Source organism: Paraburkholderia bengalensis (assembly GCF_037126505.1).
GTDB lineage: Bacteria > Pseudomonadota > Gammaproteobacteria > Burkholderiales > Burkholderiaceae > Paraburkholderia > Paraburkholderia bengalensis.
The window spans coordinates 1-12,813 of record NZ_JACFYJ010000156.1 but is presented as its reverse complement, the minus strand read 5'-3'; the positions used below and the strand labels follow the sequence as shown (position 1 = coordinate 12,813).

Sequence of the window (12,813 nt, the reverse complement as noted above, 5' to 3'; positions counted from 1 at the left end):
GCTCGCGTAGATGCCGCCGTCCTTCATCTGATACGTGTGGCCCAGATTCGGCGCATGCGGCTGAAACGTCGCAGCGGATGTGCTCTGGTACAGAAAGCCCGTATCAAGTACGCCATAAAGCGTCACCGACGATTGCGCATGAGCCGCGGTGGCGAGCATGGCCAACACGATGGCGCTGCTTGACTTCAACTTCATGGTGTCTCCTCCGCGTACCGGCGTTGGCGCAATAGGCCATGCTACGGTCGCTTCAAGATGGTTTGTAAATTTGTGAACGTCCGACCTACCCGGTCGCGTTGCTGCGTGAATCGAACTACGTTTTTGCGAAACCGTCGGATCAGGCCGGAAGGTAATATTCGCCGAATTGATCGCGTAACTGGTTCTTCAGGACCTTGCCCGTCGCGCCGAGAGGAACCGTCTCGACGAACACCACTGCATCGGGGGTCCACCAGCGCGCAACCCGGCCGTTGAAGAAGGACAGCAGTTCGTCTCCGGCCAGCTCGCTGCCCGACTTCTTCACGACTAGCAGCAACGGCCGTTCGTCCCATTTCGGATGCCGCGCGGCGATACAGACGGCCATGGAGACTTCCGGATGCAGATACGCGACGTTTTCGATGGCCGCAGAACTGATCCATTCGCCGCCCGACTTGATCACGTCCTTGCTGCGATCGGTGATCTGCATGAAGCCGTCGCGGTCGATCGTGGCGATGTCGCCGGTCGGAAACCAGCCGTCGCACAGCGGCGACACCACGTCGGCGCCGAAGTATTGCTGCGTAACCCAGTGACCGCGCACCTGCAGATCGCCAGGGCTCTCGCCGTCCCACGGCAACTCGTCGCCGTTCGCGTCGACGATCCTCATATCGATACCGCACAGCGAGCGCCCCTGCTTTGCCTGAAGCGCATGGCGCTGCGGCATGGGCAACGACTGCTGATGTGCCTTGAAGCTGCAGATTGTCCCAATCGGGCTCAATTCGGTCATGCCCCATGCGTGCAGCACCTCGACCTGATGACGGTTCTGGAAAGCGTCCGTCATCGCGGTCGGACACGGCGCGCCACCGATCACCGTGCGTCGCATGGATGAGAACGTCGCTCCGAGAGCATCGACGTGCGCAAGCAGGCCCTGCCAGACAGTCGGCACGCCGGCCGACATCGTCACCTGTTCCTGTTCGATCAGTTCGTAGAGCGACTTGCCGTCGAGCGCCGGGCCCGGAAACACCAGCTTCGCGCCGACCATGCAGGCGATGTACGGCAGCCCCCACGCGTTCACATGGAACATCGGCACGACGGGCAGGATCACGTCGCGCGCGGAACAGTTCATCGCATCCGGCAGCGCGGCCGCGTAGGTGTGCAGTACGGTCGAGCGGTGGCTATACAGCACGCCCTTCGGATTGCCGGTGGTTCCCGACGTGTAGCACAGCGACGACGCGCTGTTCTCGTCGAGCAGCGGCCATTCGAAAACGTCATCGCTTTGCTCGATCAGGTCCTCGTAGCACATCAGCATGCCGCCGAAGTCGTCAGCTTGCGGCATGTGCGCGCGATCTGTCATCGCCACGAATACCTTCGGGCTCTTCACGCGGCGCGCGACGCTCTCGATCAGCGGCAGAAACGTCAGATCGAAAAACAGCACACGATCTTCCGCATGCTCGATGATGTACGCGAGCTGGTCGACGTGCAGCCGCGGGTTCAGCGTATGCAGCACGGACCCCGAGCCCGATACCGCGAAATACAGCTCCATGTGGCGATAGCCATTCCATGCCAGCGTACCGATACGTTCGCCCCGCTTCACACCCAGCGTGCCCAACGCGTTGGCCATACGGCGCGCGCGCTTCGCGAGCTGCCGATACGTATAACGGTGCACGTCGCCTTCGACGCGTCGCGACACGATTTTCTGTTCACCATGATGGCGTTCCGCATGCGTGAGCAGCGAAGCGACCAGCAGCGGCTGCTGCATCATCAAGCCTTGCATCTTTCTTTCTCCTGATTGGTTGTAGGGTTCCGCGACCGGCTTAGCTTGGCGCGCTGCCGGCTCGCGCATGCGAGGGCGTCGCGTCGTGCTCGTCGAGACTCACCACTACCTTTGAATCCACTATGTCGACCGGGAAGGTCGTGACACTCAATCCGCCCGTCCCCGCCATGCAGCCCGTGCGCACGTCGAACCGCAGACCGTGCGCAGGGCAGCGCAACATGCAGCCTTCCAGTTGCCCGCCCGCGAGCGAGGCTCCGTTGTGCGGACATGTGTTGTCGATGGCGTGCAGCGTGCCCGCGATGTTGAACAGCACGAGGCTGCGGCCATCGATGAAGGCTAGCTTGCGCTGCCCCGGGGCGAGTTCGCCGGCGACACCCACCACGATCTGACGTGACATCCCAGCCTCCCTCACATCAGTACCAGGCGGCGAATCAATGTCTCCGCCATCGGCCATTCGCCAAAGCCCGAAGCGGGACTGAGGTGTCCGACTTCGCCGAGATCGACGAGGCGGCTGCCCCAGTCCTGCGCCATGTCCTGCACCCGTTCGAAGTGCGCGACCGGATCGTTGCGGCTCGCTCCAACGATGCTCGGAAACGGCAGGGGCTTGCGTGGAATTGGCAGCCAGCCGTTCTCCTTAAGCGTATTCAGCTGCGGATAGCCCGCCGGCAGCGGCGTTTCGAGGTCCACGGGCGCCGCGAGGAGCGCACCGTGAATCTCGCCGTTGTGTTGCGCGGCCCAATGCACGGTAATCATCACGCCAGCGCTATGCGCGACCAGAATGACCGGGCCGTCGATCCGCGCGAGTGTGGCGTCGAGCGCCGAGACGCGCGCCGCGCAACTGAGCTTGTCGTGCTCGAGCGGCGGCACCGACAGCGCTTTCGGCAGCCGTCGCTGCAACAGGGTCTGCCAATGCGCCGCGACGTGGTCGCGCAAACCCGGGACCATCAGAATGGTCGGTTTCAATTCGTAATTCATGGGAAGCTACTTGCTGGTTTAGTACGGCTTGCCGCCGATAATGCCGGCGCGTTCCATCTTTCGATGGCACGGCGGGTAGTCCATCACGGCATAGTGCTGGGTCGAAGTGTTGTCCCAGATTGCGATGCTGTTCTTCTGCCAGCGCCAACGCACCTGGTACTCCGGGATGTACGCCTGGCTGATCAGATAGCGCAGCAGATCGCTGGCGCCCGGATTCGCGTCCTGGCCGTAGCGCACCCGCTCCGGCGTGTGGTAGTTGGTAAAGTGCGTCGTAAAGACGTTGGCATAGAGGACCTTTTCGCCGGTCTCCGGATGTGTGCGCACCACCGGGTGCTCCGCGTCCGGGTATTGGGCCTTGAGAGCGAGGCGCTTTTCGATCGGCATGACGGCGCCGAACACCGCCTCGATGCTGTGGCACGCGCGCAGGCCAGCGATTTCGTCCTTCACGTGTTGCGGAAGCTTCTCGTACGCGAGGACCATGTTCGCCCACATCGTGTCGCCGCCGACCGGCGGACATTCCACGCAACGCAGCACCGCGCCGAACGGAGGCGCCTCGCGCCAGGTGGCGTCCGAATGCCAGGCGTTTTCGTAGCGGTCGTTCGGCTGCTCCGGGGTCCGGTAGATCCTGACGAGCCCCGGATTGTCAGGATCGCTGCTCGCCACCGGATGATCTTCAAGATCGCCAAAGCGACGCGCGAAAGCTACGTGCTCGGCGCGGCTGATTTCCTGGTCGCGCAGGAACAGAACTCGATGCTTCAGCAGCGCCGCGCGGACCTCGGCGAAGAGGCCTTCGTCGTGAATGGCGTCGGCCAGGTTCACGCCGGTCAGTTCTGCGCCAAGGGCGTAAGTCAGTTGCTCGATTTGCATGATGATGTCCTTGCAGCAGCGATCGTCAGATCACGAAGACCGACGAGCCGGTCGTCTTGCGTGACTCCAGATCGCGGTGAGCTTGCGCGGCATCCTCCAGGGCGTAGCGCTGGTTGATCTCGATCCGGATGCAGCCCGAGGCCACGTGGCCAAACAGTTCGCCCGCGAGATCGGCCTTCTCAGCAGGATCGGCGATGTAGTCGGCCAGCGCCGGACGGGTCAGATACGGCGAGCCCTTGAGGGCGAGGATTTGCGGGTTGAAGGGCGGGATCGGGCCCGACGCGGTCCCGACGCAGACCACCAGTCCCCGGCGCTTGACCGAGTCGAGCGAGGCATCGAAGGTGTCCTTGCCGACGCTGTCGATCACCACGTTGACGCCGACGCCATCGCTCAGTTCGCGCACCCGCGCGGCGACGTTCTCATGGCTGTAGTTGATGATGTGATCGCAGCCGTGGGCACGCGCCACTTCGGCCTTGGCTTCACTGGAAACCGTGCCGATGACCGTCAGCCCAAGCAGCTTCGCCCACTGCGACACGATCAGCCCGACGCCCCCCGCAGCGGCGTGCAGCAGGATGGTGTCGCCTGACTTGAAGTCGTAGATGCGGCGCATCAGGTACGCCGAGGTGAAGCCGCGCATTGTCATGGCTGCGGCCGTTTCGCAGGCAATGCCATCGGGCAGCCTGATGAGCGGAGCGGCAGGGATGAGCCGCTCCGTGCAACACGCGCCGAGTGTGTTTGCCGCGCCGGTATAGGTCACACGATCGCCGACTACAACGTTGGTCACACCGGGGCCCACTGCCTCCACCACGCCGGCGGCCTCAGTCCCGATTCCCGAGGGCAGCGGCGCCGGATACAGGCCGGTGCGAAAGTAAATGTCGGCAAAGTTGAGGCCGACCGCCTCCTGACGCAGCCTGACCTGACCGGCTCCGGGCTCGCCTACAGCAACGTCCTCAAATCGCAGGACCTCGGGGGCACCAGTTTCATAAAAGCGAACAGCTTTAGCCATGGTTTGGCTCCTTCATTCATTGTCTGAGTAGGGCGCGTCAGCCTTGTGCCGATCGGCACCTCGTGGCGGTCGCGCTAACGTTGATTACAGTGTCGTCGCGCCGCGATCGGCGGCAAACCTGGAGAACCAGTTCAGGCTTTCAGGATTCGCCATGTTGTCGGGGTTGGCTACCTTCTCCAGCGGCTGTCCGAGCAGCAGCTTCTTGATTGGCAGCTCCATCTTCTTTCCAGAGAGCGTGCGTGGAATCGCAGCAACCTGGAATACTTCATTCGGCACGTGCCGCGCAGAGAGCGCCACCTTGATACGTTGGCGAATGCTTTCAGTGAGCGCAGGCGTCAGTTCGGCACCCTGACGCAACACCACGAACAACGGCATGTAGGACTCGCGGCCCAGGTACTCGAGATCCACAACCATGCTGTCCAGCACCTCGGGCAAGTCCTCCACGGCCCTGTACAACTCGCTGGTCCCCATGCGGATGCCGTGGCGATTGATCGTGGCGTCCGAGCGGCCATAGATGATGGCGCCGCCCCTTTGGGTGATTCGCACCCAGTCTCCGTGGCGCCAGATACCCGGATACATGTCGAAGTAGCTGTCGCGGTAGCGCGCGTTGTCTTTGTCGTTCCAGAAGCGCAGCGGCATCGACGGCATCGGTGCCGTGCAGACCAGTTCGCCCACCTCGTCTACCACCGCTTTTCCCGCCTCATCGAAGGCCTCGACCCGCGCGCCAAGGCAGCGGCACTGCATCTCGCCAAGATAGACGGGCAGCGTAGGCACGCCTGCGACAAAGCAACCCGCGAAGTCTGTGCCACCGGAGATTGCGTTGATCCATATCGGGCCGACGCGATCGAGAATCCACCGGTAACCTTCCGGCGACAGCGGAGAACCGGTCGAGCCGATGGCGCGCAGTTGGGACAGATGGGCTACGTTGCTAGGCTCGATTGCGGACTTTTCGCAGGCCTGGAAGTACGCCGCGCCTGCACCGAAGAAGCTCGCCTCCGCCTCACCGATGAATCGCCAGAGTGTGTTCATGTCCGGATAGCCTGGATTGCCGTCGAACAGGCATACCGTCGCGCCAGCGAGCAGTCCGCCGACCTGCAGATTCCACATGATCCAGCCGGTACTGGCCTGCCAGAAGAAGCGGTCACCCGCATGCAGATCCAGATGGAGCGTGGTGAGCTTGACATGCTCGAGTACGATGCCGCCCTGCGAGTGAACGATGGGCTTCGGCAGGCCTGTCGTACCTGACGAGTAGACGATCCACAGCGGATGATCGAACGGCACATGCTCGACCTCGAGCGGCAGCGCATCTTTCGAAATTGCTTCGGCCCACGTCACCGCGTTTGAAAACCCGAGGGGATCCTCCTGGCAACGCAGCGTCGGAACGACGACGACGTGCGCGACGCTCGGCAACTGCTCGAGCAGCGTGCCCAGAACCGGTCGGCGATCGAACTCCTTGCCGCCATACCGATAGCCGTCGACTGCGATCATGACCTTAGGCTCGATCTGGCGAAAGCGATCCAGCACTGCCAGGTCGCCCATATCGGGAGCGCAGGCCGACCAGATAGCGCCAATGCTCGCGACGGCGAGAAACGCAACGATCGCGTGCGGGGTATTCGACAGGTAAGCGGCAACCCTATCGCCCCGGACAACACCCATACCGCGCAGGGAGGCCGCCAGGCTCGCAACCTGTCGTTCCAGCTCGGTCCAGCTCACCTCTCCCGTCTCTCCCGCCTCGTTGCGGTAGACAATGGCGGGCCGGCCAGCCGCGGAGTGTCGAAACACCTGTTCGACGTAGTTCATCTGCACGCTCGGGAACCATGCAGCGCCCGGCATGGTGGCTTCGGCAAGTGCGACCTGGGGCTTCTGGATCGACGGGATGGCCGCCCATTTCCACAACGCCAGCCAGAACGCGTCGATCTCGTCGACTGACCACTGCCACAAGGCATCGTAGTTCGGAAATGACAGGCCGCGCTCTTTTTCGAGCCATCGCATGAATTGCGTGACGCGAGCGTGGTCAATTGCGTCTGAAGAAGGCGACCAGGCAGGGACCGGCGTCAGTGCACCGTCGTTCACGGTCGAGCTAATGGAGATGCTCATGGCTTGGGTACCGATAAGTGGGGTTTGCTGTTCAACGCGCATCGCTGCGGACCTCAGGCCGATACCGTCACCGGCGAACCCGGCGAGGTCGCGGCATCCAGCCGGATATGCTCAACCTTCGACAGTTCCGATTCGTAGGTGCGCATGGCCCGCAGGAAACACAGGGCTGCGAGCAGACCGAAGGCAGGCATGACTGCGAGCGCCACCTGCAGGCCCCAGGCATCGGACAGGAGGCCACCTACGAAGGGACCGACAGCAAGGCCGAAGAGGTTCTGGAACAGCGACAGAATGGCGGCCCCGGTGGAGCGGACGCCCGGATGAATCACGTTGAGCACCACGGTGGCAGTCGGCGCTATCGTGCACATCATCAGGAGACCACCAAGGGTGATCAGCAGGAACTGCTGCTTCGCTGGCATCGTGACGCCAAAGGCTGTCGCGAAGACCAGCAACGTTGCCGTGCACAGGATGGCCATCATCACCAGTTTGTTGCGCGGCCGGCGAACGGCGAGCCGATCCGCTATCACGCCCCAGATGACCGAGCCCACGGCGCCGCACAGCACGATCATCGCGGCCAGCATGCCCGCGTGGACCGGGGCAGCGCCGTGGTAACGGTGGAAATAGCTTGGAAGCCACGACCAGATCATCGACACGACGACGAGCTGAAGGGCGGCGCCCAGGCACGTCCACCATACGGTGGGCGAACTGGCCAGTGTCGATACGATGTGCCTGGTAAAGCTCTGCAAGGAGTGCCGCGCCTGGTCCATGCGGGGGGCGAGTTCCACGGTCTTATAGTCCGGCACAAGCAGGTACAGGAAAGCCAGGACCAGGCCCGGAACGCCAACGATACCGAACGCCGCTTTCCAGCCCCAGTGGGCCGCGACCACGCCACCCAGCATCACGCCAAGCACGGAACCGAGCGAGGCCGCCGCGAAAAAGGCGCCAAGCAGCGTGGTGCGCAGTCGCTTCGGAAACAGGCTGGCGATCAGGGCGCCGCCCACCGAACCATAGCCGGTCTCGCCAAGGCCAACGATGGCTCGCGCTGCGAAGAGCTGCCCGAAGTTGCGCGCGAACATGCAGGAGATGGTCGCCAGGCTCCACACCGTTGCCATCACGAAGATGCTCTTGACCCGGCTGAACCGGTCAGCCATCAGCGCGACGGGAACGCCGCCCGCGGCCACGACGATGGAAATGATCGACACCAGACTGCCAAGTTGCATGTCCGACAGACCCCACGCGGCCTTCAGGTGCGGAAACAACGACACGATCACCTGACGATCGATGTAATCGAACAACATCAGCGCGAAGGTCATTGCGAAGGCGAACCACGCCTGGCGCCGACTGACAAGGTAGCCGTCGCAGTCGTCCGAACGCGGCGCGGCGGAATGCAAGTTCATGATGCACGTCTCCGAAGCAGGGCTCTTGCATGGAGAGCCTCTTTTTCTTTGGCGATCTCACAACGAGACCGAAAGTTCGTTGCTTCGAAAGGTCTGCGAAGCAACGACACACTCGTGTTACGACGAACGATCTGCCTCTCAGGCAGCGCGCAGCGGAACGCCCCTGATCCCTGGATGGCGGTTGGGCGCCATGCCGTTTGCGGCCAGCGTCTCGTCAACGCTGTCGTACCAGGTACCGATGCGGTAAATTTCGCGGGCTTCCTTTCCGGTGGCGATGTCGCGGCCGAGTTCATGGGCGACGCGCACGCACTGCTGGATCTGCTCCACGGAGGTCATGCGCTTGCCGCGTTGATCGGTGAGCGTGTCCTCTGTGCCGACGCGAGGATGGAAGCCCATTGCCATCGACATCATGTTGAGCGGCAGCACGTTGTGCAGGAGAGACTCTGACGTGACGCAGACGCCGTCGGCCGCGCGCTGCAGGAGGTACATGAAGTTGTAGGGATTCGGGCCGTCGGCGCCACCGGCGATGCCGATCCAGGTCAGGTTGACGGGGCCCTTGTAGATGCCGCGGCGAATCATGCGCTCGATCGTGTCGTAAGAGTGAACGCCCGCGAGCTGGAAATGAGGCTGGATACCGGCAGCCTGCAGGCGGCGCAGATGCTCTTCAACCCAGCCCGGACCTGCGGGGACCGTCATCTCGCGATAGGCTTGCTGCAATGCCGGCTCAGCCAGCGACGTCCCTGCCACGGCCTCCGGCGTCATCAGCTCCATGATGTTCATCTGCGTGGTGTTGATCGCAATCGTCACCTGGTCCGGCTTCGGGTCCAGTTCGGCCAGCATGTGGCGGGTGTCGTCGGACAGCCATTTCGCGGCCTGGCCTTCATCTTCCGGTGCAAAGGAGATGGAGCCACCGACCTGGATGATCATGTCGGGTACCGCGTTGCGCACGCCGGCGATCAGTTCGTTGAATTTGGACAGGCGCTTCGAGCCTTTGCCATCGAGTTCGCGCACGTGCAGGTGCAGCACCCTCGCCCCGGCCTCATAGCAGTCAACGGCCTTCTGGATCTGCTCGTCCATGGTTACCGCGATGTCTTCAGGGAAATCAGAAGGCATCCACTCGGGGGCATAGGGCGCGACGGTGATCACAACCTTCTGCTGGTTTTGCGGGTGAAGCGAGTCGTCGAGGAATTGCATGGAATGGGCTCCTGGGTGTTGAGCACCGATGCCGGTGTGCCGTTCGGTGCATGGCTACACTGTAGGGCGACCTTGGGATAGACTGTTTCGTTACAGCGCCAATTACTTTCGTTTTGGTGCCACCAGGTGGAAGTACCAACCACTCGCTCAGCGTGCCAGGAAGGGCACGATTGACGCGTCGAGGAGAACTGAAAGTGGCTGAGCCGATGGTCCGTGCCAGGGCGTTGAGCGGCTACTTGCAGGTCGCCCGGCGGCACGGGTTGGCACCACATGAACTGCTGCGGCAAGTTGGGCTCGATGTCGCTGTTCTGCACAACCCCGATCATCGGATTCCCATCTCGTCCGTTTGCCAGTTGCTGGAAAGTGCCGCGTCGAATGCGGAGTGCCTGACGTTCGGGCTGGAGATGGCCGATACCCGGCAGCCATTCGATTTCGGCATGCTCGAACTCATGCTCTCGCACAAGCGCACACTGCGTGAGGTCCTGCTGGCGGCGGTTCAGTATCGCCACCTGCTCAACGAGGCGCTGGCTATTCACGTGGAAACGGGCGGAAGTACGGTCGTGATCCGTGAGGAGATCGTCGTCGAACATGGGATCCCGACACGTCAGGCGATCGAACTCGCCCTTGGTGTGCTGGCCCGCAGCTGTGTGGCCCTGCTGGGCGAGCACTGGCAGCCGCGAGGCGTCCACTTCGCCCATTCCGCGCCTGCCAGCGTGAATTTTCACCGGCGTTTCTTTGGATGCCCCGTCACGTTCAACAGCGACTTCAATGGCATTGTCTGCGCCGCAGAGGATCTCGACCGCCCGAATCCGAACGCCGATCCGGAACTCGTGAGATATGCGGAAAGCCTGGCTAAGCCTCTGAATGTGTCCGCGCCGAACTCGATCGTGCTGGACGTGCGCAAGACCATCTACTTGCTGCTGCCCATCGAGCAGGCTGCCGTGGACCAGGTTGCAAGCCACCTTCACCTGAGCGTACGCACGATGCAGCGCCAACTCGGAATGGCAGGTACCAACTTCTCGGATCTCGTCGAGGAAGTTCGCCGGGAACTCGCAGCGCGCTATCTGACCAATCGACGTTACCCGATCGGGCAGGTGGCAATGCTGCTCGGCTATCCTAGACAGTCAACCTTCACACAATGGTTCACGGCTAGGTTTGGCACATCTCCTCGCTCATGGCGGAATAAGCAGTTGGAGAAATGACCGGTAGTCGACGGCGTGCCTCGGGCACTAACCGGTATGCGAAGTCGCCGCGATGGGGTGTAATCCGTGACGGACACTGTCGTTCGCCTAGACCGACTCATCACCGTCAACTGAAGAACCCATAGCGGCCCATGCCCGGCGATCAGCCCGGTGACGGCAATGGCCAAAGCGCGCGCCGCGCATCGGGCCGGTTTCGAAGTGGACCAGCCGTTCGAATGACCGCTGCATGGCTCAGGCGAGCGGCCGCTCCTGGCCGAATCCCGTCTCATTCTCAACGGGCGAGAGCGGGATCGATCTCATTGTGCGTCAGGCCGAATCTCGCCATGCGAGCGCGATGGTCTGGTGATCCTAGATACGAACGAAGTTGCCCGTTTACCGCATTGAGCAGTTCGCTGTTTCTTCTGTTAAACGAAAATGCTCCGAGTGGAAGCCCTTGCTGCTTGCCATTCGTTCCCGGCTTGTGCTCCACGGCCTCAAGCACCGGGCCGCCGATACGATCCGCCAGTATGCGATTTCCCAACGCGGTGCTCGCATACGCATCGATCGCCCCCGAGCGAACCGCTTCGATAGCGTCTGCCTGGTGCTCGAAGATGGCTATCTGGTCCTCGCTTACGCCCGACGCTCTCGCCGAGTCGTGTTGGACCTGTCCGGCAATGATGCCAAGCCGAGCATCGTGGCGTTTGGCGAGTGATACATAGCTGTTGAGCGCTTTCGGATTTCCGGCCTTAACCAGGAAGCCGTCCCCGATCGCCCATACTGGCACGCTGAACGCGACCAGATTGGCACGTTCGGGCGTAACGAAGAGCGGAACGTTCATATCCCAGCGGCCGGCTTCGACGCCGGGCAGCAGTTCACTAAATGTCGTCAGGCGATGCTCGATCCGGGTGGCACCGATCGCCCGAAGAACCGCGTCGGCCAGATCAATGTCCGCGCCGGTAGCGGTACGATCCGCTTCCGTCCAACCGAACGGGGGTTCTTCGATGTACGCAATCGTAACCTTCATCACTGTGCCTCGCTAAATCGGAATGGCCATCAAATCTCTAGAGCCGATTGTTGACGAATCTACTTACATGCGCGGACATCGCTTTTTGGCCGAACCCGGAAATCCATGGGCTGACGACGAACAGCCCGCCCGGATTGATCGCCGAACTTCCCTAGTCGACCCTTTAGCGACCTCCCATTCACTAAGAAGCGGACATTCACGGTGCCGGTTCTTCGGATCCAGCCGGTGTCGGTAATGCAATCACGCGTCCTCTAGTCGCTTGAACAACTCTCGATGCTCGGCGTAGATAGCGGCCATTCGTGACCGATTGTCATCTCGCGTATATCGCTTTGTTCGGGCGGCAGGCCTACGGGTCGGGTAGCACAGCGCCTGTCGCCTCTGAACGAGCTTTATCCGGACGCGTTGTTTCATGGCGCGGATAAGGCGATAACCGGAACGCCCGCGTCGGCCACTGGCGCTGCGACCGATGGCCTTTTCGGTAGCGTCTGGGTCAGGACGTCCAGTAGGTGTCGACGAGCCCTCGCCGCTTCAGCCGCCGCCCTCCCTCTCCAGTTTGCAGGGTGTTGAATCCGGTAGCACAGAAACTTTCCGTACAGCTCGAACTCCCAGAGCTGCATGTTGGAAATCCCCACGTCCTCCCAATCTCGGCGCCCAACGCAAACACTTCCGACTCCCTTGGTCGGGAAGAATTCGCGCCTAGTGGCCGCCGACGCTGACCCGTGAGCGAAGATAACGACGTCTGGCTGGAAGTGATCGAACTGTACATCCAGTAGCTGTTTCGAAACGCGCTTGATCTCGGGAAAGTATTCCGAGCAGCTCGGGTCACCCCCACCAGCATCGATGCAAAACAAGTTGGAGTAGATAAGTCCGCCCGGATCAAACCTATCTGCTAGAGCACGCATGAAGTTGAAGAAGGTTGTACCGCCGTCCCCACCTTTGTCGAGCCATTTGTCGAGGGATGCGCGATGCTTGGCGAGTGCTTTCTCCACGTACGCATTCACCCCACCACCCTCGGAGCTAAAGTCGAAAGTGGTGTACGGGGGATTGGGGCGAAGGATTGAAGGCGGTGGAGGATTCAGCTGAGAATCTGATTGTCGAAGTCGGAAACCAGC

General features: G+C 61.9%; 12 protein-coding genes. 1 reads left to right on the top strand and 11 read right to left on the bottom strand.

The features are described from left to right. From H3V53_RS40740 to H3V53_RS40700, 9 genes are all read right to left on the bottom strand, one after another. Positions 1 to 195: porin (locus H3V53_RS40740; RefSeq protein WP_336602663.1), on the bottom strand; the 195-nt coding region annotated here is incomplete at its 3' end. Between the two features lie 139 nt (positions 196 to 334). Beyond that, on the bottom strand, positions 335 to 1,963 hold the full coding sequence (locus tag H3V53_RS40735; protein ID WP_336602662.1) for a 3-(methylthio)propionyl-CoA ligase: 1,629 nt from the start codon (positions 1,961 to 1,963) through the stop codon (positions 335 to 337). Positions 1,964 to 2,003: 40 nt separating this feature from the next. Beyond that, entirely contained in the window at positions 2,004 to 2,360 is a 357-nt protein-coding gene (locus tag H3V53_RS40730; protein ID WP_336602661.1) for a Rieske (2Fe-2S) protein, read from the bottom strand. An 11-nt stretch (positions 2,361 to 2,371) separates the two neighbouring features. After that, entirely contained in the window at positions 2,372 to 2,938 is a 567-nt protein-coding gene (locus H3V53_RS40725) for an RBBP9/YdeN family alpha/beta hydrolase (RefSeq protein WP_336602660.1), read from the bottom strand. Between the two features lie 18 nt (positions 2,939 to 2,956). Beyond that, complete coding sequence (locus tag H3V53_RS40720; protein ID WP_336602659.1) at positions 2,957 to 3,805, bottom strand: TauD/TfdA dioxygenase family protein; 849 nt, start codon at positions 3,803 to 3,805, stop codon at positions 2,957 to 2,959. 25 nt (positions 3,806 to 3,830) lie between these two features. After that, entirely contained in the window at positions 3,831 to 4,811 is a 981-nt protein-coding gene (locus H3V53_RS40715; protein ID WP_336602658.1) for a quinone oxidoreductase family protein, read from the bottom strand. 84 nt (positions 4,812 to 4,895) lie between these two features. Further along, entirely contained in the window at positions 4,896 to 6,908 is a 2,013-nt protein-coding gene (locus H3V53_RS40710) for an acetoacetate--CoA ligase (RefSeq protein WP_336602657.1), read from the bottom strand. 53 nt (positions 6,909 to 6,961) lie between these two features. Beyond that, complete coding sequence (locus tag H3V53_RS40705; protein ID WP_336602656.1) at positions 6,962 to 8,302, bottom strand: MFS transporter; 1,341 nt, start codon at positions 8,300 to 8,302, stop codon at positions 6,962 to 6,964. Positions 8,303 to 8,440: 138 nt separating this feature from the next. Beyond that, the gene (locus tag H3V53_RS40700; protein WP_336602655.1) at positions 8,441 to 9,496 is read right to left on the bottom strand and encodes a beta-keto acid cleavage family enzyme; all 1,056 of its coding nucleotides are present in this window, start codon (positions 9,494 to 9,496) and stop codon (positions 8,441 to 8,443) included. A gap of 206 nt (positions 9,497 to 9,702) precedes the next feature. Between H3V53_RS40700 and H3V53_RS40695 the strand changes: the two genes are divergently transcribed. Continuing rightward, the gene (locus tag H3V53_RS40695) at positions 9,703 to 10,698 is read left to right on the top strand and encodes an AraC family transcriptional regulator (protein ID WP_336602664.1); all 996 of its coding nucleotides are present in this window, start codon (positions 9,703 to 9,705) and stop codon (positions 10,696 to 10,698) included. 271 nt (positions 10,699 to 10,969) lie between these two features. Here the strand turns inward: H3V53_RS40695 and H3V53_RS40690 are convergent, their stop codons facing one another. Beyond that, positions 10,970 to 11,701: a transporter substrate-binding domain-containing protein gene (locus tag H3V53_RS40690; RefSeq protein WP_336602653.1), complete on the bottom strand. Its 732-nt coding sequence runs from the start codon at positions 11,699 to 11,701 to the stop codon at positions 10,970 to 10,972. A gap of 407 nt (positions 11,702 to 12,108) precedes the next feature. Then, positions 12,109 to 12,813 (bottom strand): hypothetical protein (locus H3V53_RS40685; RefSeq protein WP_336602652.1); only part of this gene is annotated, 705 nt, incomplete at its 5' end.

Bases quoted from the DNA above. Each gene is read 5' to 3' on its own strand.
- H3V53_RS40735 (WP_336602662.1), bottom strand. From the start codon at position 1,963: ATGCAAGGCTTGATGATGCAGCAGCCGCTGCTGGTCGCTTCGCTGCTC.
- H3V53_RS40730 (WP_336602661.1), bottom strand. From the start codon at position 2,360: ATGTCACGTCAGATCGTGGTGGGTGTCGCCGGCGAACTCGCCCCGGGG.
- H3V53_RS40725 (WP_336602660.1), bottom strand. From the start codon at position 2,938: ATGAATTACGAATTGAAACCGACCATTCTGATGGTCCCGGGTTTGCGC.
- H3V53_RS40720 (WP_336602659.1), bottom strand. From the start codon at position 3,805: ATGCAAATCGAGCAACTGACTTACGCCCTTGGCGCAGAACTGACCGGC.
- H3V53_RS40715 (WP_336602658.1), bottom strand. From the start codon at position 4,811: ATGGCTAAAGCTGTTCGCTTTTATGAAACTGGTGCCCCCGAGGTCCTG.
- H3V53_RS40710 (WP_336602657.1), bottom strand. From the start codon at position 6,908: ATGAGCATCTCCATTAGCTCGACCGTGAACGACGGTGCACTGACGCCG.
- H3V53_RS40705 (WP_336602656.1), bottom strand. From the start codon at position 8,302: ATGAACTTGCATTCCGCCGCGCCGCGTTCGGACGACTGCGACGGCTAC.
- H3V53_RS40700 (WP_336602655.1), bottom strand. From the start codon at position 9,496: ATGCAATTCCTCGACGACTCGCTTCACCCGCAAAACCAGCAGAAGGTT.
- H3V53_RS40695 (WP_336602664.1), top strand. From the start codon at position 9,703: ATGGTCCGTGCCAGGGCGTTGAGCGGCTACTTGCAGGTCGCCCGGCGG.
- H3V53_RS40690 (WP_336602653.1), bottom strand. From the start codon at position 11,701: ATGAAGGTTACGATTGCGTACATCGAAGAACCCCCGTTCGGTTGGACG.